The organism is Novosphingobium mathurense (assembly GCF_900168325.1).
Lineage (GTDB): Bacteria > Pseudomonadota > Alphaproteobacteria > Sphingomonadales > Sphingomonadaceae > Novosphingobium > Novosphingobium mathurense.
The window spans coordinates 153,710-177,288 of record NZ_FVZE01000003.1 but is presented as its reverse complement, the minus strand read 5'-3'; the positions used below and the strand labels follow the sequence as shown (position 1 = coordinate 177,288).

Annotated in this window: 26 protein-coding genes; 10 read left to right on the top strand and 16 right to left on the bottom strand. The window is 64.1% G+C overall.

What is annotated here, in order from left to right; genetic code table 11:
• Positions 1–5 precede the first annotated feature (5 nt).
• Positions 6–1,166, top strand: a complete 1,161-nt coding sequence (locus tag B5483_RS11890) for an acyl-CoA dehydrogenase family protein (RefSeq protein ID WP_079730505.1) — start codon at positions 6–8, stop codon at positions 1,164–1,166.
• Positions 1,167–1,197: 31 nt separating this feature from the next.
• Here B5483_RS11890 and B5483_RS11885 read toward each other — a convergent pair whose 3' ends face one another.
• The 5 genes from B5483_RS11885 to B5483_RS11865 all read right to left on the bottom strand — a co-directional run bounded on the left by B5483_RS11885 (position 1,198) and on the right by B5483_RS11865 (position 5,226).
• Positions 1,198–1,698: a MaoC/PaaZ C-terminal domain-containing protein gene (locus B5483_RS11885; RefSeq protein WP_079730504.1), complete on the bottom strand. Its 501-nt coding sequence runs from the start codon at positions 1,696–1,698 to the stop codon at positions 1,198–1,200.
• On the bottom strand, positions 1,695–2,597 hold the full coding sequence (locus tag B5483_RS11880; protein WP_245829067.1) for an acyl-CoA thioesterase: 903 nt from the start codon (positions 2,595–2,597) through the stop codon (positions 1,695–1,697). The genes B5483_RS11885 and B5483_RS11880 overlap by 4 nt, the downstream gene beginning before the upstream one ends.
• An 83-nt stretch (positions 2,598–2,680) precedes the next feature.
• Entirely contained in the window at positions 2,681–3,151 is a 471-nt protein-coding gene (locus B5483_RS11875; RefSeq protein WP_079730698.1) for a VOC family protein, read from the bottom strand.
• Positions 3,148–3,942 (bottom strand): SDR family oxidoreductase, encoded by a 795-nt coding sequence (locus tag B5483_RS11870; protein WP_079730502.1) that lies wholly within the window; start codon positions 3,940–3,942, stop codon positions 3,148–3,150. Before B5483_RS11870 ends, B5483_RS11875 begins: the two co-directional genes overlap by 4 nt.
• A gap of 57 nt (positions 3,943–3,999) precedes the next feature.
• The gene (locus tag B5483_RS11865) at positions 4,000–5,226 is read right to left on the bottom strand and encodes an aromatic ring-hydroxylating oxygenase subunit alpha (RefSeq protein ID WP_079730501.1); all 1,227 of its coding nucleotides are present in this window, start codon (positions 5,224–5,226) and stop codon (positions 4,000–4,002) included.
• Between the two features lie 222 nt (positions 5,227–5,448).
• Between B5483_RS11865 and B5483_RS11860 the strand changes: the two genes are divergently transcribed.
• On the top strand, positions 5,449–6,090 hold the full coding sequence (locus B5483_RS11860; RefSeq protein WP_245829064.1) for a TetR/AcrR family transcriptional regulator: 642 nt from the start codon (positions 5,449–5,451) through the stop codon (positions 6,088–6,090).
• A gap of 35 nt (positions 6,091–6,125) precedes the next feature.
• Here the strand turns inward: B5483_RS11860 and B5483_RS11855 are convergent, their stop codons facing one another.
• Positions 6,126–6,896, bottom strand: a complete 771-nt coding sequence (locus tag B5483_RS11855; protein ID WP_079730500.1) for an enoyl-CoA hydratase/isomerase family protein — start codon at positions 6,894–6,896, stop codon at positions 6,126–6,128.
• 47 nt (positions 6,897–6,943) lie between these two features.
• On the opposite strand from B5483_RS11855, the gene B5483_RS11850 reads away from it, so the two are divergent.
• The gene (locus B5483_RS11850) at positions 6,944–7,459 is read left to right on the top strand and encodes a VOC family protein (RefSeq protein ID WP_245829061.1); all 516 of its coding nucleotides are present in this window, start codon (positions 6,944–6,946) and stop codon (positions 7,457–7,459) included.
• Positions 7,460–7,493: 34 nt separating this feature from the next.
• Here B5483_RS11850 and B5483_RS11845 read toward each other — a convergent pair whose 3' ends face one another.
• The 4 genes from B5483_RS11845 to B5483_RS11830 form a co-directional block, all read right to left on the bottom strand.
• The gene (locus B5483_RS11845; RefSeq protein WP_079730499.1) at positions 7,494–8,645 is read right to left on the bottom strand and encodes an acetyl-CoA acetyltransferase; all 1,152 of its coding nucleotides are present in this window, start codon (positions 8,643–8,645) and stop codon (positions 7,494–7,496) included.
• Positions 8,642–9,010 carry a Zn-ribbon domain-containing OB-fold protein gene (locus tag B5483_RS11840; protein ID WP_054945112.1) on the bottom strand — a complete coding sequence of 123 codons (369 nt, stop codon included), beginning with the start codon at positions 9,008–9,010 and terminating at the stop codon, positions 8,642–8,644. The genes B5483_RS11845 and B5483_RS11840 overlap by 4 nt, the downstream gene beginning before the upstream one ends.
• A complete protein-coding gene (locus B5483_RS11835; RefSeq protein ID WP_079730498.1) occupies positions 9,007–10,215 on the bottom strand; it encodes a CaiB/BaiF CoA transferase family protein in 1,209 nt (402 codons plus the stop codon). The genes B5483_RS11840 and B5483_RS11835 overlap by 4 nt, the downstream gene beginning before the upstream one ends.
• A gap of 201 nt (positions 10,216–10,416) precedes the next feature.
• Positions 10,417–11,091, bottom strand: a complete 675-nt coding sequence (locus tag B5483_RS11830; protein ID WP_079730497.1) for a TetR/AcrR family transcriptional regulator — start codon at positions 11,089–11,091, stop codon at positions 10,417–10,419.
• A 306-nt stretch (positions 11,092–11,397) separates the two neighbouring features.
• Between B5483_RS11830 and B5483_RS11825 the strand changes: the two genes are divergently transcribed.
• The 3 genes from B5483_RS11825 to B5483_RS11815 are packed head-to-tail and all read left to right on the top strand — an operon-like array spanning position 11,398 to position 14,341.
• Positions 11,398–12,390, top strand: coding sequence for an efflux RND transporter periplasmic adaptor subunit (locus tag B5483_RS11825; RefSeq protein ID WP_079730496.1), 993 nt, complete (start codon positions 11,398–11,400; stop codon positions 12,388–12,390).
• Positions 12,387–13,637: an ABC transporter permease gene (locus B5483_RS11820; protein WP_079730495.1), complete on the top strand. Its 1,251-nt coding sequence runs from the start codon at positions 12,387–12,389 to the stop codon at positions 13,635–13,637. The genes B5483_RS11825 and B5483_RS11820 overlap by 4 nt, the downstream gene beginning before the upstream one ends.
• Positions 13,634–14,341, top strand: a complete 708-nt coding sequence (locus B5483_RS11815; RefSeq protein ID WP_054945108.1) for an ABC transporter ATP-binding protein — start codon at positions 13,634–13,636, stop codon at positions 14,339–14,341. The genes B5483_RS11820 and B5483_RS11815 overlap by 4 nt, the downstream gene beginning before the upstream one ends.
• 73 nt (positions 14,342–14,414) lie before the next feature.
• Here the strand turns inward: B5483_RS11815 and B5483_RS22865 are convergent, their stop codons facing one another.
• The 4 genes from B5483_RS22865 to B5483_RS11800 are packed head-to-tail and all read right to left on the bottom strand — an operon-like array spanning position 14,415 to position 17,333.
• Complete coding sequence (locus B5483_RS22865; RefSeq protein ID WP_139383977.1) at positions 14,415–14,648, bottom strand: hypothetical protein; 234 nt, start codon at positions 14,646–14,648, stop codon at positions 14,415–14,417.
• Between the two features lie 23 nt (positions 14,649–14,671).
• The gene (locus B5483_RS11810) at positions 14,672–15,358 is read right to left on the bottom strand and encodes a phosphoribosyltransferase (RefSeq protein ID WP_079730494.1); all 687 of its coding nucleotides are present in this window, start codon (positions 15,356–15,358) and stop codon (positions 14,672–14,674) included.
• The gene (locus B5483_RS11805; RefSeq protein WP_079730493.1) at positions 15,355–16,011 is read right to left on the bottom strand and encodes a dienelactone hydrolase family protein; all 657 of its coding nucleotides are present in this window, start codon (positions 16,009–16,011) and stop codon (positions 15,355–15,357) included. The genes B5483_RS11810 and B5483_RS11805 overlap by 4 nt, the downstream gene beginning before the upstream one ends.
• A complete protein-coding gene (locus tag B5483_RS11800; RefSeq protein ID WP_079730492.1) occupies positions 16,008–17,333 on the bottom strand; it encodes an erythromycin esterase family protein in 1,326 nt (441 codons plus the stop codon). Before B5483_RS11800 ends, B5483_RS11805 begins: the two co-directional genes overlap by 4 nt.
• 408 nt (positions 17,334–17,741) lie before the next feature.
• Here B5483_RS11800 and B5483_RS23190 point away from each other — a divergent pair, with 408 nt between their 5' ends.
• Both B5483_RS23190 and B5483_RS11790 read left to right on the top strand, forming a co-directional pair.
• The gene (locus B5483_RS23190; RefSeq protein ID WP_176168023.1) at positions 17,742–17,909 is read left to right on the top strand and encodes a hypothetical protein; all 168 of its coding nucleotides are present in this window, start codon (positions 17,742–17,744) and stop codon (positions 17,907–17,909) included.
• Between the two features lie 149 nt (positions 17,910–18,058).
• The gene (locus B5483_RS11790) at positions 18,059–19,687 is read left to right on the top strand and encodes an MBL fold metallo-hydrolase (protein ID WP_079730491.1); all 1,629 of its coding nucleotides are present in this window, start codon (positions 18,059–18,061) and stop codon (positions 19,685–19,687) included.
• Here B5483_RS11790 and B5483_RS11785 read toward each other — a convergent pair.
• Together B5483_RS11785 and B5483_RS11780 are read right to left on the bottom strand one after the other, a co-directional pair.
• Positions 19,678–20,568, bottom strand: coding sequence for a ribose-phosphate diphosphokinase (locus B5483_RS11785; RefSeq protein ID WP_079730490.1), 891 nt, complete (start codon positions 20,566–20,568; stop codon positions 19,678–19,680). The two genes, B5483_RS11790 and B5483_RS11785, sit on opposite strands and share 10 nt — an antisense overlap.
• Positions 20,565–22,052 (bottom strand): thymidine phosphorylase family protein, encoded by a 1,488-nt coding sequence (locus B5483_RS11780; RefSeq protein WP_054945081.1) that lies wholly within the window; start codon positions 22,050–22,052, stop codon positions 20,565–20,567. The genes B5483_RS11785 and B5483_RS11780 overlap by 4 nt, the downstream gene beginning before the upstream one ends.
• 247 nt (positions 22,053–22,299) lie before the next feature.
• Between B5483_RS11780 and B5483_RS11775 the strand changes: the two genes are divergently transcribed.
• Positions 22,300–22,851, top strand: coding sequence for a carboxymuconolactone decarboxylase family protein (locus B5483_RS11775; protein WP_231634539.1), 552 nt, complete (start codon positions 22,300–22,302; stop codon positions 22,849–22,851).
• Positions 22,848–23,561 (top strand): EthD domain-containing protein, encoded by a 714-nt coding sequence (locus tag B5483_RS23515; RefSeq protein ID WP_054945079.1) that lies wholly within the window; start codon positions 22,848–22,850, stop codon positions 23,559–23,561. The genes B5483_RS11775 and B5483_RS23515 overlap by 4 nt, the downstream gene beginning before the upstream one ends.
• Positions 23,562–23,579 lie beyond the last annotated feature (18 nt).

Here is a 23,579-nt window from a genome sequence, read left to right as displayed (position 1 = left end):
CGACCATGAACTTCACGCTGACTGACGACCAGGTGCAACTGCAGGAAGCGGCCCGCGAATTCGCCCGTGCCGAACTGCCGGCCATCGCCGCCGAACTCGAACGCGAAAACCGTCCGCCCAGCCGCGAACTGGTCAAGCGCTATGCCGACCTGGGCTTTCTGGGCATCAACGTGTCCAGCGATCTGGGCGGACTAGGCCTCGGCAACATCGAGGCGCTGATCGTTCTGGAAGAATTCGGCAAGATCTCCTCGGCAGTAGGATTCCCGATCTTTGAATCTTCGGTGGGGCCGGTCCGCGCCATCGAGCATTTCGGTTCCGACGCGCTGCGCAAGCGTATCGTTCCGGCCGTGTGCAGCGGCGACATGGTGGTTGCCGTCTCGATGTCCGAGCCCGACGCCGGGAGTGCGCTGACCGATCTCAAGACCAAGGGTGTGGTCCGGGGCGACAAGGTCGTGATCAACGGTACCAAGCGCTGGTGTTCGGGCGGCGGCCATGCCGACGCCTATGTCGTGTACTGCCGCCTGTCGGACGATCCCGGTGCCAAGGGCATTGGCGCGGTGCTGGTCGAGAAAGGCACGCCGGGCCTGTCGTTCGGCCCCAATGAGCAACTCATGGGCTTTCGCGGCATCCCGTCATCGGACCTGAACTTCGATGATTGCGAGATCCCGCTGGACAACGTGATCGTGCCTGCTGGCGGTTTCAAGAAGCTGATGGAAGCCTTCGATCTCGAACGCTGCGGCAATGCGACGATGTCGCTGGCCCAGGCCTCGGGTGCGCTGGAGGACGTGTGCGAATACGTTCAGGAGCGCAAGCAGTTCGGCAAGCCGATCGCCGAGTTCCAGGCCGTGCAGCTCAAGCTGGCGGAAATGCAGATGAAGGTGGAGGCCGCCCGCCTGCTGATCTGGCGCGCCGCTTCGCAGGCCGAGGATGGATTGCCCTCGGTCCTGCACAGTTCGACCGGCAAGTGCTTTGCCAACACCATTGCCCGCGAAGTCACGGGCGATGCCATGCAGTTGATGGGCGCTTACGGCTATTCAAAGGACTTCCCGATGGAACGCCGCCTGCGCGATTCCTGGGGCTGGGGCATCGCCGGCGGCGCCATCGACATCCAGAAGGTCAATATTGCCGGTGCCATGCTCGGCCGCCGTTTCGATCAGCGGCGTTGATCCATGAGGGGGTGAGTGGGCATCGCGCGGATTACTGCGCGGTGCCCGCCATCCGTTGACGACCCTCGAGGGTATAGACCAGATTGATGCTGGTGAAGGTCACGGCCTCGGTACCGTCTTCCAGCACCACGGCATAGTGCGTCTTCGCAGTCCCCCGGTCGGCTCGCGACTTCGAAGGCTCGAGTGAGACGATCTCGCTGGTCACGTGGATCGTGTCGCCGGCGCGGATGGCGCGCCTGAGGCGTAACTCGTCCCAGCCTACGCCGCACACGAAATCGATGTCCCAGTTGATCTCGTGATCGAGCTGGCGCCACAAGGCGAGGACATGGATACCGCTGGCCACCACTTGCCCGAAGACCGATTGCTTTGCACTCTCGGGATCGGTGTGGAACCATTGCGGATCGTAGGCCCGGGCGAACTCGAGGATCTCTTCCTGCGTCACCGTGCGTGAGCGCGACTTTCGCTTTTCACCGACGACGAGGTCTTCGAAAGTGCGATAGGGTTCACGCGGCTTGAATGCGGCAGTGCTCACAGCTTGTCTTCCCTTTTCCCGTCGAGAACGCGCGCAAGCCCCTGCTGGCTGACGGTGGCGACCAGTGTGCCGTCGCGTCGGAACACATTGCCGCGACCCAGCGCGAGGGCATTGCTCGCAGCCGGACTGTCGAGAGCATAGAGCAGCCATTCGTCGATGCGGAACGGCTGGTGGAACCAGATCGCGTGATCGAGGCTGGCGGTCTGCAGGTAATCGTTGGCCCAGCCCAGCGCCATTGGGCCAAGTCCGGTATGGAAGATGTGCAGATCCGATGCATAGGCGAGCAGGCGCTGATGGACGTGGAGTTCGTCGCCTAATGGCCCGCTTATCCGGAACCAGAAATGCCGCGTTGCCGGCAGGATTTCCCGGTTGTCGAAAGGGAAGGGTTCGACCGGTCGCCATTCAACCTGCTGGCGGCGTTGCCAGAAGGGGCGGTGGCGTTCCGGCAGGGCAGGGCCGAAATCCTCGACGAGATCGATGACGCGGGGCAGGGCCTCGGGCGGCGGCACGTCGGGTATCGTCATGGTGTGCGAGGCGGAGGGTTCCGGCGTCTTGAACGAGACCATGAGATTCATGAGCGGATGGCCGTTCTGCGACATGCGCACCAGGCGGTTGGAGAAGCTGCGCCCGTCCATTTCCCGTGTCACGGCAAATTCATTGGCGAGGTCGACCTGGCCCGGCTTGTAGAAATAGCCATGCAGGCTGTGCGCTTCCTTGCCTTCCTCTACGGTCAATCGCGCTGCCGCCAGGCACTGGGAAACGACCATTCCGCCGTAGAGCCGCAGCAGACCGCTCGGCACCGGGTCCACCCGGAAGCGGTCCTCGCCGATCGTCTCGAAGGCATAGGCCAGTTCACGTTCGACTTCGGGATCGTCCGGGAAAGGATTGGCGGCAGACACTTTAGGCGACCCTTTCGGTTGAGATTCAGTCGGCACGGCAGGGCCGCAGTCGGACCGCTGTGCGCAGCCGGGATCACTGGAGCCTAGCAGGTCACGCACTGCTTTTCGAAGGCGAAGGTGCAATCGGGATCGACGATCTGCAGCAGTTCCACGACATTGCCGTCGCAGTCCCGCCCATATGTCGCACGGGTCATGCCCGATCCGCCGGGCGGGCAGTTGAATGCCATGCCCAGTCCCTTCAGCCGTTCGTATTCGGCAAAGACATCGTCGCAGTAGAGGCATAAGTGGGTAATGCCGCGATCGCACATGCGCGGGTGTACCTCGCGTGGGTCGTTGCTGGCATACTCGAACACCTCGATGTGCAGGTTGCCCAGCCGGATCATGGCATAGCGCGCTGCGCTGTCCTCCAGCCCGACCATCGTGTCGATGCGGGAATTGCCGCGCTCCCAGCCACCTTCGCCGACCCGCTCGAACCCGAACCAGCGACGGTAATGGTCGATGAAGCGCTCGAGATCCGGCGTCGAGATCGCAAGGTGATGAACCCCGCGGATCATGCCGAAGCCCGCGCTGCCTTCACCGCGCTGACGATCTCGGCATTGGTGGGATTGCGCCGCAACGTGAGGCCGCCGTTCACTTGCAGGACCTGCCCGGTCATGAAGCAGGCATCGCTGGCAAGCCAGGCGACGGCCTCGGCGATGTCCTCGCTCGTGCCGACACGGCCCAGCGGATACTCTTTGGTGAAACTCTCGATGATCGCGGGGTTCTGCGCGGCCTTGCCGGTCATCGGAGTGACGGTGAAGCCCGGGGCCACCGAATTGGCGCGAATGCCGCGGTGGCCGAACTCGTTGGCGACGCAGCGGATCACATGATCCGCTCCGGCCTTGGTCCCCATGTAGGCGGCATGATCCTCCAGCATGATCGAAGCCGTGGCCGAGGAAATCTGGATCAGGGAACCGCCGTCGCGCATCGCGCGCAGCATGGCCTGGTAGAACAGGACCGCGCCGGTGAACTGCAGCGCTGCCATGCGCTCGATCTCGGCCTTGGTCGTATCGAGGAAGGGCTTGAGAAGCCCCCAGCCGGTGGCGTTGACGGCAATGTCGATGCCGCCGAACGTCTCGACCGCCACCTGTGCAAGCCGGGCAAGGTCTTCCTCGCTGGTCAGATCGCAATCGGCGACCGCATGGCCGGAAATTTCGGCTGCGAGCCGCTCAAGCTCCTCGGCTTTCCTGCCCGCGACGACGACTTTCGCACCATCATGGGCAAGCCGCCGGGCGATGACCTGCGCCATGTTGTCGCGGTTCGCCGCGCCGATCACCACGGCAACCTTGCCTGCCAGATGTGCCATGCTCTCTCCCGATTGTCTTTTGCCGTTCGTTGTTAGCGTCGATTGCGCGGTGGCGGATCAGTCCTTCTGCACCCAGGGATCCAGGACCTGTTCGACGCGGGCATGTTCGGGCACGCGGTTGAGGCCGATGCGTCGGTCCAGTTCCTCGTGCCAATGGTAGATCCGGCGCTCCTGGTAGTTGAGCGGCATGCCCTTGAAGCCGGGGCTTTCCAGCGATTCCTGGATTTGCGGCGCGTACTGCAGGTCCTCGTAGAGGATCCGTTCCCAGTTGTTGAGGCGCGTGGGCCAAAGCGGGTGCGGATTCTCCGGATCGTGATCCGGGGCCAGCCAGCTCGACACGACGCGCGAGCGCCTGGGCCCCAGCGGCCAGAACTGCAGGATCGGGATGCCGGTCGGTGCCGGGGGCATCACGAAGTTGGGATAGATCTGGTAGCTGACGTTGTTCTTGGCCGGAAACTCGCCGATCGTCGGGATCTCCGGCATACCCACGGTACCGGGATCGACCCAGTCGGGACGGCGGTTGGGAGTGGCCATGCGGCTGTGGCCGTTGGGCCAGAGGCTCACGATCATCGCGCGGTGGTCCAGGAAGCGATCGACCGTGTCGATGTGGATCGACTTGAGGTGATAGACCTCGAGAAAGGCATCGAGCAGGACCTTGACGTTGCAGTCCACCTCATAGCTGCGACTGTCGACAAGGCGCAGTTTGTCGAGCTGGTATTGTTCGAGCTGTGCTGCCATCGGCCCGATATGTTCGATCAGCGGCTGGGCGTCGGGGTCCTTGTTGATGAAGATCAGCGAACCCAGAAGTTCGCAGCGCACCGCCACGAGCGAGCGGCAGGAGAAGTCGAGGTCGACGAAGTCGCGCTTGTCGCGAACGGCGGTCAGCTTGCCGTCGAGGGTGTAGCTCCAGCCGTGGTAGCCGCAAACGAAGCCGCGGCCTTCGCCCGACTCCTCGGTGACCAGTGGTGCGCCGCGATGCTGGCACGTGTTGTAAAAGGCCTTGACCTCGCCTGCGAGGTTGCGGGCGACGATGATCGGTGCGCCGGAATTGCGGGTCAGGAACCAGGATCCGGGATTGGGCAACTGGTCGGTATGGCCGGCATAGAGCCAGGCCCTGTCCCACATCATGTCCTTTTCGAGCTGCAGGAACTCGGCGTCGGTATAGCGGCTGCCGGGAATGTCGGGCAGCTTGGGGAAACCTTCGGGCGGTGCCTTGCGGTCCCGTTCGTACTCCATGCGGGCATGGTCGTTCTCGGGCCTTTGATCTGTCACCGAATCGAGCATCTCTTCTTTCTCCCTCCAGCCCCGGTGTTCATGGCTCCGGGTGCAGGCACCGACCGAATCAAAAACATACAAGAATGTTTGATTTTGTCGAAGTGATGCTTGCCTCATTACCGCGTGCACGGATAAACAGTCAACAGTGATTGGAATTTGAGGCGCATTTCAGCTACAGCTCAAGCCAAACGATCGTTTGGCAAATAGCCGAGAGTACAAGAAGGGCAGAAGATGCGGGATCCGCATATCGATCAGTCAGCGCAGACCATCGACCTGCCTTGCGGGAGCGCAGGCAAGGGCCGGACCGACCGCTGGCCCGAACTGCTGGAAGCAGCGGCCGAACTCTTTGCTGAAAAGGGATACGACGGCACCTCGCTGCGGGACATTGCCGATAGGCTGGGCATGCTCAAGGGCAGCCTCTATCACTACATTTCGGGCAAGAGCGACCTGCTGGTCCACGTCATGCGCGAAGCGCACCGCCGGGGCCTGCGCTCGATCGCCGCACTTGCCCGCGAGGAGGGGCCGGCGATCGAGCGGCTGGAAGCGATCGTCGTTGCCCATGCCCGCTACGTTTGCACCGAAAGGGTCTTTACCGCCGGCTTCTTCGAGGCGCGCAGGCACTTGCCTGAAGCACGCGCGGTGGAATTCGCTGCCGACGAGCGCGATTATCGCCTGCGCGTCGAGGCGCTGATCGTGCGCGGGCAGGACGAAGGCGCATTGCGCACCGACCTCGATCCCAAGCTGACCGCATTGTGCCTGCTCGGCTTTCTCAATTCGCTGCACCTGTGGGTGCGCCCCAACGGCGTTCATTCGATCCGACGCATCTGCGACCATGCCGTGATGCTGGGGCTCGATGGGCTGCGGCGGCGATGAGAGGACTGCCCTTGCCCACTTGGCCCGCTTGCGGCTCAATCGCGGGTGAACCGCGCCTCGCGTTTCAGGGCGTAGGCGGTCACGCCTTCGCGGCTGTCGGCGCTCGACAGCGTCGCCTTGCCCCAGGCGTTGCCCACGGCAAGCGCCCGGTCGATGTCCATGCCGCACGCCAGTTCGTAAAGCTCGAGCCCGTTGCGGATAGCCTGCCAGCTGTTCCCGAGCATGGCGTTTGTCACTGCCAGCGTGTGCTCCAGCAATGCGGGTCCGGGGACCACTTCGGTGACGATGCCCAATTCGTAGAGACGGCGCGCGGGGAGCAGTTCGCCCGTCATGATCATCGCCAGCGCGGTCGCACGCGGCACCTGATGGGCGAGCCGCTGGATGCCACCGGCAAAGGCGAAGAGCCCTCGCTTGACTTCGCTCAAGCCCATCAGCGCGTGGTCGGCGGCGAAAACCATGTCGCAGGCCATCATGATCTCGAAGCCGCCGGCAACGGCAGTGCCGTTGATCGCGGCGACAAGCGGTTTGCTGCGCTTGCGTTCGGTTACCCCGCCGAAGCCGCGTCCGGGCACGAGGCCGTGACCGGCGCCGATCTCGGCTGCTTCCTTGAGGTCCATGCCGGCACAGAAGGCGCGGTCACCGGCGCCGGTGAGTACCATGGCGCCGATCTCGGGATCGGCCTCGGCCGCCGTTATCGCCGCGTCGAGGGCATGCGAGGTCGCGGCATCGAGTGCATTGCGCGCCGCTTCGCGGTCGATGGTGAGCAGGCAGATGGCCCCGCGGCGTTCGACTTTGAGACCGGTCATCGCACATTCCTTCCCTTTGGCGCCCGCCGCGCCCGCCGCACTCAGCCTTGCGGGCCGTCCGCCGCATGCTGGCGGCGAACCCGTTCATCGTTGGAGAGTATGACGTGAAAGCCTTCGCCAGACTTCATCACCACGGCCTGATCGTGCCCGATATCGCCCGCGCCATGGAGGGCATGACCGTGCAGTTCGGCCTCGATTGGGCGCCGGTGCGCAAGTTCGAACCCTTGCGCGTCTGGACGCCCGAAGGCGGCTGGTCCGAGGCCCACCTCACCGTCACCTATTCGCGGCAGGGGCCGATCCATTTCGAACTGATCGAGGTGCTTCCGGGCGGTGCCTATGACGCATTGCTTGCGGTCTCCGAAGCGCATGTGGGCGCTTGGGTCGACGACGTCGGTCAGGAAGTTGAGACGCTCATGGCCCAAGGCTGGCGCCTGATCGTCGCCGGTGCCTCGCCCAAGCACCGCTACGGCCAGATGGCCTACATGGTGCAGGGCGAAGGACCGGTCCTCGAACTCGTCGGAGAGCCGATCCGGCCGATGATCGAAGAGTGGATCGGCGCCTAGATGGCTTGGCATAGCGGGCATCAGCTTTGCGGCATCACAGGGTGGCCATGCTGCCGAGGATGACGGTGGCCTGGCTCGAAAGGGTGCCGCCATTGCCGTGGGCGAGCGCAAGGTCGATCCCGGGCAACTGGTTGGCGGCCTCGCCGCGGATCTGCCGCGCGGCCTCGATGATTGCGAAAAGCCCGTACATGCCCGGATGGCAGCAGGACAGGCCGCCACCGTTGGTGTTGACCGGGAGGCTGCCACCCGGCGCGATCGTTCCATCGGATACGAAGCGTCCGCCTTCGCCCTTGGGGCAGAAGCCCAGGTCCTCGAGGAACAGGATCGTGTTGATGGTGAAGGCGTCGTAGAGCTGCGCGGTCTGGACGTCCCGGGGCGTCACGCCGGCCATTGCCATGGCGCGCGCGCCCGATTCCCGGGCGGCGGTTACCGTCACGTCAGGGGCCTGTGCGATAGAGTTCCACCATGTCGCGGCGGCCGCTCCCAGCAGCGGCACCGGTGGGCGCGGCAGGTCGCGGGCGCGATCGGTGCGGGTCATGACCACGGCGGCTGCGCCGTCGGTGACGAGACAGCAGTCGCGCACCGAAATCGGCGTGCTGATCATGCGTGAGGAGAGGCAGTCCTCGAGCGTCAGCGGTCCCCTGGCGAAAGCCTCGGGATTGGTGTTTGCCCAGGCCCGTGCCGCCAGCGCGACCGCGGCAAGGTCTTCGCGCGCGGTACCGTACTCATGCATGTGCCGGGCGGCGGCAATGGCATAGGACGTGAGCGGGAATAGCGGCGCATAGGGCGCATCCCAGGTATTGCTGGTGATCCTGGTCGCCAGTTTGCCGCCGTTGCTGCGCTGGTTCGAACCGTAGGCGATGAGGGCGCAGTCGATGTAACCGGCCTCCAGCGCCAGCGCGGCGCTGGCCATGTGGCTCATGAACGCAGAACCGCCGGTGCGGTTGTTGTCCGTATAGGCGGGCCGGAGGCCCAGATATTCCGCGAAAGAAAGGCCGGCGAAGAAGTCGTCCGGCTGGCAGATGTAGAGCGCGTCGACGTCTGCGAAAGTCAGCCCTGCGTCTGTCACAGCCAATGTCGCAGCCTGGGCGGTCAGTTCCATCGAGCTGAAGCCGGGCATCTCGCCTACGCCGAAAGTGGCGAGCCCGGCGATGGCCGTCCTGCCGCGCGGGAACGTGTCGCTCATGCGGCACCTTCGGCCGGGCGGAACAGGAGGATCGCCTCTTCGCCCTTGCCTTCGATGAAAGCCTCGACCCGCATCCCGATCTTCAGGGACTCGGCGTCGACGCCTTCGACCCGGCTCATCAGGCGGGCGCCTTCGTCGAGATCGATGAGCGCGACGTTATAGGGCTCGGCCGGCGCGCGCCGGTTGATCCACGAGAGCGAATAGACCGTTCCCCGTCCGCAGGCTTCGAACCATTCGAGGGTACCGACCCCGGAGCCCGGCACGGCGACTCGGGGCGGAAATACCGCGGTGCCGTCCGGTGCGCGCTGGAGCAGGAACCGGCCATCGCCAAGCGCGGTGCGCCAATACGTTTCGGGGCCGCTCACGCGGACTTCCTGACCGCGCCGCGGTCGAGAAGTGCGGCGATCTCCGCTTCGGAAAAGCCCGCCTCGCGCAGCACTTCCTCGCTTTGCCCGGCCAGAGCCGGTCCGGGATCGCCGATCTCGCCGGGAGTCTGTGAAAACGTGGTCGGGATGCCCGGGAAGCGCAAGGTGCCGCTGTCGGTCTCGCGTTCTTCCCAGAAGCCGGTCTCGACGAGGTGGGGATCGTGGAGCAGTTCGGTCAGGCTGGCGATGGGCGTGGCCGGGATCTGCGCCTTGCGGAACAGCGCAACCCATTCATCGGTCGTGCGCGTGACGATGACCTCGGCTACCTTGGCCAGGACCGCACCGATGTTCACGGTGCGCGTGCGCATCGATGCGAACATCGGATCGCGCGACCATTCCGGGTTGCCGAGAACATCGAAGAAGGATCGCCAGTGCCGGTCGTTGTAGATCATCACCCCGATGTATCCGTCCGCGGTCTGGTAGGGGCGGCGCGCTTCCGAGGTGGCCCGGGGATACTCCGGCGGTCCCTGCGGCGGATCGAAGAGCGATCCGCACAAGTGCTCGACCATGGTGAATGAGACCAGGGTCTCGAACATGGGCACTTCGATTTCCTGACCCAGGCCGGTGCGTTCACGGGCGAAGAGCGCGGCGATCACCGAGTAGGCACCTGTCAGGCCCGCGACCTTGTCGGCGATGACCGTGGCGGCATAGGTCGGCTTGCCGCCCGAGAGACGGGCCTGAAGGTCGACGATACCCGATGCGGCCTGCACGATGTCATCATAGGCGGGGTAGTCGCGATAGGGCCCGCCGCGCGCGTAGCCGTAGAGATTGGCGTAGATGATCCGCTCGTTCGCCGCGCGCAGGGCTTCGTAGTCGAGCCCCAGCCGCCCGATCGCGCGCGAGCGCATCGAATGGATGAAAACGTCCGCATCCCTGGCAAGCCGCAGCAGCGCATCGCGTCCTTCCCGCTGCTTGAGATCGATGACGATGCTGCGCTTCCCGCGATTGACGTTGAGGAACATGCCGCCGCGCGAGGCGTCCGGACCGGGTGGAATGAATCGGGTGGTATCGCCATCGGGGCTCTCCACCTTGATGACGTCCGCGCCGAGGTCCGCAAAGATCTGTGTTGCGTATGGCCCCATCAGCACGCTCGTCAGGTCGAGGATCTTCACTCCTGCCAGTGGGCCCTTGCCGCGACCGCTCACTTGCACGCTCCTTTCAAAACCGCTCTCCCTTGCCGGGCTTGTCCGTCCCGGTCGCAAGTTCCGTTTTCGAACTCGTTTCGCAGCTTTCGTAGCTCAAGCTGCACAATAAAAAAAGACAAACATGATTGACTGTATTTCTGTGGCTCCGTGGCCGCTTGGGCCCGCCAGGCAATTGCCGAGCCGCACCGCCAGGCCGCAGTCTCAGGCGGCGGGGTCTGTTCCCGCGCCGGGCCGCATGGCGCGGATCTTGTCCTCCAGCATGTGCAGCAGCGAGGGCACCATGGCGTCATCGAGGGCGCCTGTCAGCAGGCTCATCGCCATGCCTTCCATGAGCGTTTGGGAAAGCGCCATGGCCTGCGCGAAGCTTTCGGGAGCGGAATGCCATTCAGGGTAGAGGGCAATGGCTTCGGCGTTGAAACGCTCACGGTATTCGACCTGCAACGGCCGCATGATCTGGGCCAGTTCGGCATTGGTCCGGGCCGCCATGGCCAGTTCCTGGAAGGCGATGAAGGCCGGCTTCTGCACCTGGCGCCAATAGGCGCTGACCATGGTCGAGGGATCGTGCTGACTGTTCTCTGACGAGCGGCGAAAGGCCCGCAGACGCCGCTCGTGCAGTTCCACGATGGTAGCCCGGATCAATGTCGCGCTGTTTTCGAAATGGTGCAGCATGGCACCGCGCGACAGTCCCGCCTCCGATGCAACCAGCGGCGTAGTCGTCCCCGAATAGCCTACCTTGACGAGGCACTCGATCGTCGCCTCGATCAAGCGGCTGCGGGTCTGCGCGCTCTTGAGCGACTGTCGCGTCGGTTTGGCGTCATCGGCAGGTTTGCGACTGGAGGCAGGTGCGATGGCCTTGCGGGCTGAATTGACGGCCAAGCTGTTTCCCCCGAATTCGAGAATTGCAGGACGTCTTCACCTGTCTGCAATTTATCGTTCTAGTGCGACAATCGAAGCCATGTTCTGCATCAATATATAATCAGTCAAGACTGTTTTTTATCACGCGTGTGCAAGTCGATGCCGCATCGTCAGCTTTGCAGGAGTCGACCTGCCGGCCGATGGCCGGTTCGCTGCACCCCCAAATCCCGGAAATCGCGTCTTGCCAGATCCTTGTCGGCGATCAATGATCATCGCTCCGGTCAGGGGCATAGGATGCCCGTCCGAGACAGGGAGGCTGACCTGGCCATGCGCAAGCCCATCGTCCTGCTTGCAATTGCGATCCTGCTCGCTGCTGCAGGTGGCTGGTGGTTGCTGAAGGGACGCCCCCTCGTGGTCGTCACGGCACCGGTCGAGCGTGGTCCGGCTGTCGAACTGGTCTACGCCACCGGTTTCGTCGATGCCGAGCATCCGGTGACGGTTTCCTCGCGCCTGACAGCGCCGGTTGTCGCCGTGATGGTCGAGGAGGGCGCGCGCGTGACGCGCGGGCAACCGCTCGTGCGTCTCGACGATAGCGAACAGCGTGCTCTTCTGGCGCAGGCCCGGGCTGACGCGCGAGGCAAGTCGCTGGCCGAGAACCGCGTCACCGGGCTCTATGCCCAGGGTTGGGTAACCCGTGCCGCACGGGATGAGGCGATTGCAGCGGGTCAGGCATCGCGCGCCGCTGCCAGGGCATTGGAAGCGCGACTGGACCAGCTGGCGGTGCGCGCCGGGATCGAAGGTGTCGTGCTCAAGCGCGATGTCGAACCCGGCGATCTGGCGACCCCGGGCAAGACGCTGTTCCAGCTCGGAGATCCGGCCCGGGCGCGGGTGACTGCAACTGTCGATGAACGGGATATCCCGCGGGTGCGGGTCGGACAGAACGCCCTCCTGTCCTCCGACGCCCTTCCGGGCAAAGTGATCCGCGGTCATGTCACCGAGATCACACCCGGCGGCGATCCCGCAGAGCGGGCCTTTCGCGTGCGCATCGGCCTCGATGACAGGAAAGTCCTTCCCTTCGGCCTGACGCTGGAAGTCAACATCGTCACCAACCGCCATGAAGGGGCTCTGCTCGTGCCCGCTGGTGCACTGGCCGATGGCCATGTCTGGCGCGTCCGGGATGGCCGGGTGGAGCGTCGCGCAGTACGTACGGGGATCGTCGGGACCGAAAGGGTGGAAATCGTCTCGGGGCTCGGCGAAGCGGACCGCGTCGTCGTCGATCCGCCCGCTGCGCTCGAGGACGGGGACCGGGTGCGGTCATGATCGGGCGCGCCGGCTTCCTTGTCACGATTGCGCTGAGGCACCTTGCGCGACGCCGCCGCCAGACGGCAGTGGCGGTCAGTGGGGTTGCGGTTGGTGTCGGATTTTTCCTGGCGGTCTCGGCGCTGATGGTGGGCAGCCAGAATGACTTCATCGAACAGCTCATCGATGCCGCCCCGCACATTATCATTTCCGACGAGCTGCGCAGCCCGTCGCCCCAGCCCGGTGTGCGTGTCTTTGGCAAGGGCGCGGTTGCCTTGCACGGCTACAAGGTTCGCAACGAAGTGCGCGGGATCAAGGACTGGCAGGCGATCGTTTCCGCCGCGAATTCCGTGTCTGGCGCGGTTGCATCGCCCAGCCTGACCGGCGGAGTTACCTTGCGACTGGGCGGCCACGACGAGGCAATCGGCATAGTCGGCGTCGAGCCTGAGATCGAGAAGAAGATCAGTACCATCGAAGACAAGTTGCGCGTCGGTCACCTGCACGATCTGGAAACAACGCAAGGTGGCATCATCATCGCCGAGGATCTCGCCAAACGGCTGGGCGTGCAGGTGGGCGATATCGTCGCGGCGACCTCGTCTTCCTCAAGCGGGCGTTCGATGCGGGTCGTGGGCCTGTTCAAGAAAGGCCAGACCCAGCTTTCCTCGGGAACCGGCTATGTCCTTCTGCGCGAGGCGCAATCGCTGCTTGGCAGGCCGTTCATCATCAACCGCATTGGCGTGAAGCTGGCGGATCCCTATGCGGCCGAGGCTGTCGCCGCGCGCCTGGAATCGCGCTTCGGCTACAAGGCGGAAAGCTGGCAGGAGCGTTCGGCCGACTTCCTCTCGCTGCTCGTGACGCGCAATGTCATCATGTACTCCGTCGTTTCCGCGATCCTGCTGGTCGCGAGTTTCGGCATCTATACCGTCGTATCGAACAATGTTTCCGACAAGCGGCGCGACATCGCGATCATGCGATCCATCGGTTTCTCAGAAGGCGACCTGCAGTTCATCTTCGTGGTCGAAGGGCTGGTTCTGGCCATCATCGGCGTCCTCTTCGGATGGCTGCTGGGATATGGTCTGATGACGATCCTGGGGTCGCTGCGTTTCCCGATCGGCGGCGATGTCGAGCGCATTCCGCTGGATCGATCCGCGCGGCAATATGCGATTGCGGCTCTGGTGTCGTTTCTCGCTGGCTCGCTGGCGGCGTGGCTGCCGGCACGAAAGGCAGCGCGCGTCGATCCGGTCGACATCCTGAGGGGGGCGGTGTGAGCGCGATCCTCGAAGCGAGGTCGCTCACGCGCACCTTGGCCGGGCCAAAGCCGGTTCATCTCGTGCGCGATGTCAGCCTGACGATCGAGCGGGGCGCTTTCACCACCATCGTCGGCCCATCGGGCTGCGGCAAGTCTTCGCTGCTTTACCTGCTCGGCCTCATCGACCGGCCCGATTCAGGCGAGCTTCTGTTCGATGGTCGTGAAGTCAGCGCGCTGTCTGGCGATGAGCGTGCGAGCATCCGCCTTGCGCGCTTCGGGTTCGTGTTCCAGTTCCACTTCCTGCTTCCCGAGTTCTCTGCGCTGGAAAACGTCATGCTTCCGATGCAGCGCCTCGGACGGCTGGACCGCGATGGCGCACGCAGCCGGGCACTCGAGCTGCTGACTGCGGTGGGCCTCGGCGAAAAGAGTGCGAATACGCCCGATCGCCTGTCCGGCGGCGAACGTCAGCGCGTGGCGATCGCCCGGGCGCTCGCCAACGATCCGGTGCTGATCCTCGGAGACGAACCGACCGGCGACCTGGACAGCCGCAACAGCGCTCGCGTCATCGAAGACTTGCGAGCACTCGCGCACGAAGGAGGCCGGGCCGTCGCCTGCGTCACCCACGACCCGGGCATCGCCGAAATCTCCGATGTGCAGATAGAGATGCTCGATGGCCGCATCGAAAAGATCATAGATCGCAGGGCCCGCCTTCCCGCAGCATAATGGCTGGTGAGCATTGATAACCTTCACGGAATATCTGGATAGGCTCTCATAAACATTTTGGCTGAAACCCTAATCATCCGTCATGAGGGGTGTAATAAGTCGGGCGACGCATTTTAGTCGGACATCCAGTGCAACCGGTACGAGCAGCTTTTTTGGCCGCAGAAGTGCGCATCATGTCGCTAATGTTAGTGTCGAAATGGATGCCCTTGCTGCGCGCGCGAATCGGAGCCTTCTCGGCGATGGCCAAGTCGTTTGTTTGCCAAACATCAGAAAATGTGTGCTCGGCACTGAGCAGATGGCTCCACATGTGATCGTCCTGGCAGCGGTGTCTCAGGTGTGACTGGTTTTGCGCTGACCCGTTTCCCTCCAAGCCCTGGCCGCATCCAGCAGGTGGATGACCTCATCGTCCTCTGTCTGGTCGAACTTGCGATAATGCATGCCGACGGCATGAAAGGGTGAGGGCGTGGCCAGGCAGATCACCTCGTCGCACAGCTCGCGGAATTCGGGGAGGACGTCAGCCGGGGCCAGCGGAACCGCCAGGATGACCCGCGAGGCGCCGACTTTGGCGAGGCCCTTGAGCGCGGCGCGGACCGTGCCGCCCGTGGCGATCCCGTCATCGACGAGGACAACCGTGCGTCCTGCCAGCGCCACCGGAGGACCGGTGCGGTAGAGGGCGCGGCGCCTCTCGATTTCAGCAAGCTGTCTGGCGATCTGCATGTCGATATAGTCGCGGTCTGCGCCGACCATGCGGGCCATGGCCTCGTCTATGACGATTTGCGGTGATGCCCCGTCGACAAGGGCTCCAATGCCGTATTCCTCGTGACCCGGCGCGCCGATCTTGCGCACCATCAGGATGTCGAGCGGTGCGCCAAGCGCCTTCGCCACTTCGAAGCCCACCGGAACGCCGCCACGCGGCAAGGCGAGGATGACCGGATCCTTCAGGTCGAGCGTTGCGACGGCCTGCGCCAACGCTGCTCCGGCATCTTTTCGGTCGGCAAACCCGAAACGAGCGGTCATCGCGCTTCTCCCAAGTGGTGTCGGAACCACAGGCTCGCGAGCGTGACGACCTGATCGAGCGTGCCCGGTTCCTCGAACAGATGTCCGGCGCCCGGAACGATCGCCATTTCCTTCTCGCAGGTCAGGACATCGTAGGCCGCGGCATTGAGATCGATGACGATGCCGTCCAGTTCGCCGACGACCAGCAGCGTGGGGGCCAATACAAGTGGCAGCACGTCCACCCCGGCAAGGTCCGGACGCCCGCCGCGCGAGACGATGGCGGCAATACGCGGATCTTCGGCAGCGGCACGCAGCGCCGCACCAGCACCGGTGCTGGCGCCGAAATAGCAGGGCCGCAGGTCGCTCGTCTCGGGATGATCGCGGGCCCAGTCGGCAGCAAGGCGCAGGCGGTTGGCCAGCAGGGCAATGTCGAACACGTTACGGCGATCGTGCTCCTCCTCCGGTGTCAGCAAGTCGAGCAGGAGCGTTGCCAGTCCGTCATCGCGCAGCCGCGCCGCGACGTAGTTGTTGCGCGGGCTCAGCCGGCCGCTGCCGCTGCCGTGGGCGAAGATGACGAGACCCCTGGCTTCCGCCGGTACGCCCAGAATCGCGGCCAGCGCATGGTGGCCGATCCGCACTTCCCTGAGCCCGGTGGAAGGGAGCGGCGCAGTCATAGCCCAAAGGGCCAGGTTTCCGGCACGCCGTGCGGGCGTTCATGCCCCAATGGCGTGACGGCCCTGGTCTGTTCGAACCAGACGAAGGCATCGAACTGGTCGGCCAGGACGGACTCGAAGTAGTGGCTCGCGCGCTCGGTCTCGGGCCGGTAGACCACTCCGATCGCCCTTTCGAGCAGGGTCTGGGAGAGCATCTCGATCAGTTGCGGATCCTTGTGACCACGCCACTGCGTCAAGCTGCGGGCGTGCCCGGTCCGACGAAAGGCGGCTTCCCAACTGTCGTCGCGGGCCGGACGAACCTGCATTACCCGCATGTCAGCGCCCCAGTCGGAGGCCGCTGCGACAGTGCCGCGATCGGTGCCAAAGCCGATCAGCACCGCTTCGTCGCCGAAGGCGGCCCGGCACAGTTCGCCGATGTTGAATTCTCCGTGCCAGCCCATGGCCGTCGCCGAGGCGTTGCCGACATGCGAGTTATGCGCCCAGATGACGGCACGCGCATCTTCGCGATGGGCCATCAGCCTGAGGAGCGTATCGAACATGTGGCGGTCGCGTTGGTTCCAGCTTGCCGCGGAACCGCGGTACATGGCGCGATAGTATTGCTCTGCGGCGCGCACGATGCGCGCGTTCTGCTCGGCATCGAAGAACGCTTCGCCGTCCTGGCGGATATAGGCCATCCGCTCGGATAGCAGCCCTTCGAGCTGCATCACCACGGCATCCTCGCAGCCGCGCAGGGTGCCATGCTCCACCGCGCGGCCATAATGCTGCGGCTCGTCCTCCCAGGGCATGAGGCAGGCATATCGGCGGCGCGCCTCTGTCGCCGCTGCCGTGTCGTGAGCGTCGAGATAGGCAATTACCGCATGGATCGACTCGCCCAGCGAATAGACATCGAGGCCGTGGATACCGGCGCGGTCCTCCTCGGGGAGCGATTCGTTATGGCTCCGCAGCCAATCGGCAAAAGCCAGCACTTCCTCGTTGCGCCACATCCAGGTAGGGAAGCGAACGAAGGGCGCTCCCTTGCGCGGGCGAGGGGCGCGGTGCCGGGCGTAGGCATCGATCCGGGCTACGTCCGGCCAGTCGCCTTCGACGGCCACGATGTTGAAACCGTGTTTCTCGATCAGCCGCCTGGTGATCGCGGCACGCGCGGCATAGAATTCGTGACTGCCGTGGGTGGCTTCTCCCAGCAGCACGACCCGCGCATCGGCGAAGCACTCGAAGGCGTCGGCAAAATGCGGTGCAGCGGGGCTCGGCAGGACGTGCGCCGCATGGCGCAGCTCCTGGAGAAAGTCGGCTTCGTTTACCGTTATCCTGCTCTGGATCGTCATGATGCGACTCCCGGCAATCGTACGGTCTGGATAGGATGATGCGCCTGCGCCATGCATTGATCCAGAGCAATCTGCGCGCGATTGAGTCCTCAGTGACGGCCCGTTTCAGCGCTGCGCCTGCGTGCCAGAGGCCATTTCGCCGACTTCCTCGGCGAGTTGCGAAAGCAGTCTTGCCGGCGGGAGCTGGACGATCGACGGCAGGGACTTCGCTGACAACGCCAGGAGCGATGGCGTCGCCGTTGTCGAGCGGGCGACCCAGCGGGTCGACGATTCTGCCGAGCCGTTCAGGCCCCGCCGGCACCCGTGCCAGACCTCCGGCGCCCGAGACACGGGTATCCGCTTCTAAGCCAGACAGGTCGTCGAACAGGACCGTGCTGATCGCGTCTTCCTCGATGCGGGGAGCGCCCCTTGCTCGAAGCGGATATCGACCACGGCACCGCGAACCGCCACGACTACGCCTTCGCTGCGCTCGGTTCGATCCGGTATTGCCATCGAAGGTCACCTCCGAGACTGGTCATGGCGCCGCTTGGCGAAGGACCGGAAGGCCGATGCCGCGACAGGCTGGGCACAGGATGACGCAAACTGCTGCCAAATCGCAGCCTTTCCGACATCTGCCTTGAAGGCTATGTCCGGCACCGGGCAGGCGATCCATGATCCAGCGCAATTACCTAGCCGCTTGCAAATGGCAGGCATGCGAGAGGCCCGTATGAGAGGAGAGCCAGTCCATGGCAGACAACGACCAGCTATCGCTCCGCTTCCACGGTGCGGCAGGGACCGTCACCGGATCGTGCATGGAATTCCAGCTTGGCGGCAAGCACCTGCTGGTCGATTGCGGTATGTTCCAGGGCTCGCGCAGCCTTGAGGCGCTGAACCACGGCTCCTTCGATTTCGACATCGACAAGATCGACGGGGTGGTCCTTACCCATGCCCATATCGATCACTGCGGGCTGCTGCCCAAGCTCGTCGCGCAGGGCTGGAAGGGGAAGATCTGGTGCACCCAGGCGACCTCCGACCTGCTGGAATACATGCTGGGCGATGCCGGACGCATCCAGGAAAGCGAAGCGGAGCGGCATAACCGAAGGCGCGACCGTGCTGGCGAGGAGCGCTTCGTGCCGATCTATACCGCCGAAGATGCGTTGAAGGCCTGGCGCATGTCGGAGCCGGTCGAACGTGAAGAGTGGTTCGAGCCGGTGCCCGGTTTCCGGGCCAGGCTCTGGAATGCGGGACACATTCTGGGTTCGGCTTCGGTAGAGCTGATGGCCGGCGGCGTGCACGTGCTGTGTTCGGGAGACCTCGGCCCTGAGCACAAGGCGTTCCATCCCGATCCCGAAGCGCCGGCGCAGTTCGATCACGTCATTTGCGAATCCACATATGGCGACCGCGCGCGCCAGAAGCTGACCATGGCGCAGCGGCGAAGCCAGCTGGAGCGTGAGATCAAGGATGCCATTGCGCGCGGTGGCAACCTCGTGATTCCTACCTTTGCGCTGGAACGCACGCAGGAACTGCTGCTCGATATTGCGCGGCTTGCCGATGCCAATCGCATCCCCAATGTGCCGGTCTTCGTAGACTCGCCGCTGGCAAGTCGGGCGACGAAGGTTTTCGGCGCCCATGCCGACGAATTGGAAGACATCTGCGGCGATGACATCTTCCATCATCCCTCGATCCACTACGTTGAGGATGTGAAAGAATCGATGCGGATCAACACGCTGTCGGGGGCGATCATCATGGCCGCCTCGGGCATGTGCGAGGCTGGCCGCATCCGCCATCACCTGAAGCACAATCTCCACCGGCGGGAATCGACGATTCTGTTCGTTGGCTTCCAGACCAAGGGCACGCTTGGTCGGGTGATCCTGGAAGGAGCGAAACGGGTGCGTATTTCGGGCGAGGACATTAACGTGCGCGCTCAGATCCGTCGTATCGATTCCTATTCGGCCCATGCCGACCGCGACGAACTGCTCGCCTGGATCGCTGCTCGGCGGCCTATCGCCGGCACCCTGTTCCTGAGCCATGGCGAGAGCGACGCGATCGCATCGCTGAAGGCTCAGGTGGAAAAGGACGACCCGAACCTGCGTGTGATCGAGCCGCAGATCGGTGAGGTCTATGAACTCGGTGCAGGCGAACCAGCGCGGCGTACCCAGACCGGTCGGCTCGATCTGGAGCAGATGGCGGGCACCGACTGGCAGAACGAATACGCCGACTTCGTCTCGAATCTCAAGGCGCACCTGGGCAAGATCCGTGACGAAAAGGCGCGCAAGCAGGCGCTCAGCGACATGCGCCGCGTCCTCGACAGCTACAACGAGGCGCGCGAGCGCAAGAAGCGCCACCACGCGCCGGGCGATAACGATCAGGTCTGAAGCAGGCCGCTGGACTTCAGGGCATCGGCAAGGAGCGGAGCCAGCGTCGGTCCGCAAGTCGGGCCGGGAATGCTGTCGGTGGAGACGATGCGCGCGATGCCGCTGGCTTTCATGCGAGCAATGTCTTCGGCGCTGGCGAGGCAATGCGTCGCCAGTGCCTCGATGCGCCTTGCACCGGCTTCACGCAGCGCGCAGGCGGCGGCAATCAGAGTCTCGCCACTGGAAATGACGTCGTCCACCAGTATCGCGGTGCGCCCTTTCGTCTTTTCGATCCCGGCGATGGAAAGTGCGACCCTGCGATCCCCGAAGCGCTCCTTGCTGCCCAAGAGCATGTCGAGGCCGAGCGGCCGGGCGATGCTCTCGATCCACTGACGCGATTCGCTGTCGGGGCCGACGATGACCGGGTTTTGTTCCGTCTCTATCGCGCTGGCCAGAACCGGAGCGGCCGACAGGGCAATCGCGGGAATGCCCGGTACGGCTTCAGCAAAGGTGGCCACGCGATGAAGGTGCGGGTCGACGGTGACGATGCCGTCGAAATGCGCGGCAATAAGCTTCCCGATGACGCGCTGGCTCACCGCCTCGCCCGGCTTGAAGGCGATGTCCTGGCGCATATAGGCAAGATAGGGCGCGACGAGCACCACGCGCTGGGCGCCGCCGTCGCGGGCTGCCGATGCGGCAAGGATCAGTTCGATGAGCTTGGCATTGGGATCGTCGAGCGAGCGATGGAGAATGACCGTACCGGCGCTGCGCGGCACGCGTATGAGGCTCTCGCGATCCGGGAAACGGTGCACATCGATCTGATCGCAGGGCACCCCCAACTGCTCCGCCAGCGCCGCGGCGCTGGAACGGGATTCCGCAAAGCCCAGGACAAGGGCATTCATCGCAGGACCTCGTAGCCGCTGTCCTCGGTGGCGAGATCGCGGGCGAAGCCCAGGCCGGTCTGGGACTGGGCATGGATGCGATAGAGCGCCTCGCCCTTGCGGACCTGTTCGCCGACCTTGTGCAGCAGGTCGATCCCTGCGCCCTTGTCCATCGGCGCGCCCGCGAGGCGGGCGATACGGGCAATCATGTGGCAGTCGATCATGCTGATGCGGCCATCGTGCGGCGAGCACACTTCATGCGTGAGAGCGCCGGGCTTGAAAGTCTCGGTCTGGCGACCCTGTGCTTCTATCAGCCGTTCCATGGCGTTGAGCGCCGCGCCTGAAGCCAGCATCTCCATTGCGCGGGCAAATCCGCGCCCGCCCTTGAGCTCGGGGTCGAAGTCGAGAATGTGTCCGGCCAGCAGCAGGGCCCGGTCGCGCAAGTCCTCCGGGGCATCGGAATCGTTGCGCAGCACGGCCATCACGTCGCGCGCTTCCAGCACCGGGCCGATTCCGCGCCCGATCGGCTGCGAACCGTCGGTGATGACGACATCGATCTCGATGCCCAGCTTGCCTGCGACATATTCGAACAGCTTGCGCAGGCGCACGGCTTCGCTTTGCGAGCGGACCTTGGCGGTCGGCCCCACGGGTATGTCGAGCACGAGATGGGTCGATCCGGCTGCCAGCTTCTTGGACAGGATCGAGGCGACCATCTGTTCGAAGGTATCGATGCGCAGGGGGCGCTCGACGGAGATCAGGATGTCGTCGGCAGGAGAAAGGTTCACCTGCCCGCCCCAGGCGAGGACGGCATGTTCCTTCGACACTATCGCCTGCATGTCCCTGGCGCACAGATTGACATTGGCGAGCACTTCCATCGTATCGGCGGTGCCCGATGGTGAGGTGATCGCGCGCGAAGATGTCTTGGGCATGATCAGGCCGTGCGCGGCCACGATCGGGACGACGATCATCGAGGTGCGATTGCCGGGAATGCCGCCGATGCAATGCTTGTCGACCACAAGCGGCGACTTCCAGTCGAGCTTCTCGCCGACGTCGGCCATCGCGCGGGTGATCGACAGCGTCTCCTGCGTGCTCATGAATCCGGCGCAGGCGACGAGGTAGGCGCCGATTTCCATCGGTGAATAGCGATGGGCGGCGATGTCGCGCACGATGGCGACGATCTCGCTGTCCTCCAGAGTGTCTCCGTCGATCTTGCGGCGCACGAATTCGAGGCTGACCGGCGGGCGGGCCTGTTCGATCACCACTTCGGCGCCTTCGGGCAGGCCGAGCCGACGGAAGGCCTGTTCTCCCAGGCCGATCTCTCCGGCCGCGATCCATTCGCTTTCATCGACGACTGCGAGCGTGGCGAGAATCTCCGAAGTCTCGCTGCTGATCCGGATCTTGCGCAGGGCCTGGAACTGCTCCGCCGAGTAGCCATTGCCGTGACGCAGCAGGAATGCGGTGTTCTCCGGGTGAGTGTCGATGGCGAGGCGTTTTATTTTGAGCATCCACGACGACCTTGCATTGCTTGTGCAGGTTCTGGCCCTGCCGTGTGCAGAATGCAATTCTGCTCTTCCGTACAGTCGTTTGGTCCAATCAACACGGTCGCCCGAAGTAACCGGACGCCGTGGCGCAATGGTGCTTGGTCGCGTTCGTACTAGGACTTTCGATAGGTGTGAGTCCTGCGAGGAACTGGAGACTGCAGAATAGACGTGCAGCATTGCCTGCAGGACACAACGAACCGGGAGAATGAAGATGTCGAGAATCCGGCTGCTTGAGCTTTCGGAGATGGAACCGGAAATGGCGGAAATCGCCACCAACATGCAGAAGATGGTCGGCGATGGAACGGCCATGCGCGCTGTGGCCCACCGCCCCGATATCGTGAAGGCTTTCGGTGCTTTCTATGCCCAGTTGCAGATGCAGGGGCTGCTCAGCCGCAAGCTGGTCGAGCTTGTCCGGCTCGCGATTGCGCAGATCAACCAGTGCGCCAATTGCCTGCAGTCGCGGTATCAGGATTCGATCGACGAAGGCCTGACCGAGGAATTGATCGCGGCCCTCCCCCAGGCCGAGACTTCGCCGCTGTTTTCGGAGCGGGAGCGTGCGGCCATCGTTTTTGCGCAGAAGATGGCCTTCAACCACTTTGACGTCGGCGATGACGATTTCATCAGGTTGCACCAGCATTTCAGTGAAGAGGAAATCGTCGAGCTGTGCTTCGACGTGGCCCAGTTCATCGGGATCGGTCGCATGTTCGCGGTGCTCGATGCCACCAACACGGCCTGCGCCATTCCGGCCATGGCGGCGGAATGAGTTCCACCCGCGGACTGGCCAAGGCGGGCCTCTATTTCAGCGCCGCTGGCACTGGTTTAGAGGGCTTGCAGGCCGAGATGGAGCAGGCGGCGTCAGCGCTGCTGGCCGATCTGCCGCCCGGGACAGACTTACGCATCGGCCGAAGGCTTGCCGGCTATGCTCCGCTTCCGCACGAAGTGCTGATGGCGGACAGTCCGGCCCCGTTCGACTATGTCTTCGAAGCCAGTGGTGGTGGTGATGAGGCAGCAGGAGAACCGCTGCAGATTGCGATTGCCGCGATGGCGCGTGCTCTGGGCACGCGCATCGACAGGAAAACGGCTGCCGTTTTCGTCGGAACAGAGATTGCGATCACGGCCGGTGACGGGCCTGTCTTCGTTGTTATGCCGCTACGCCGGGTTCCCTCACTGAGCCACGGGGACTTCATGGACCAGTGGTTCGGCCGCCATGCCGCGCTTGGCGAGAAGGTGGAAGGCGTGCGCTACCGCCAGAACCATGTCGATGCGATATCGACGGCGGACCTTGCCGGGCGGATCGGGTTGTCCTTCGCGCCGATGGACGGCCTCACCGAATCCTACTTCGACGGTCTGGATGACGCGCTCGCGATCCTCAGCCGGGAGGATGTGGCGGTCGGAGCAATCGAGGATGAGAAGCGCTTCATTCATCACCCTGCATCGCAGTTCGCGCTTTACGAAACGCTCTGGCGATCGTGACCTGGAGCGGCGGGCGCA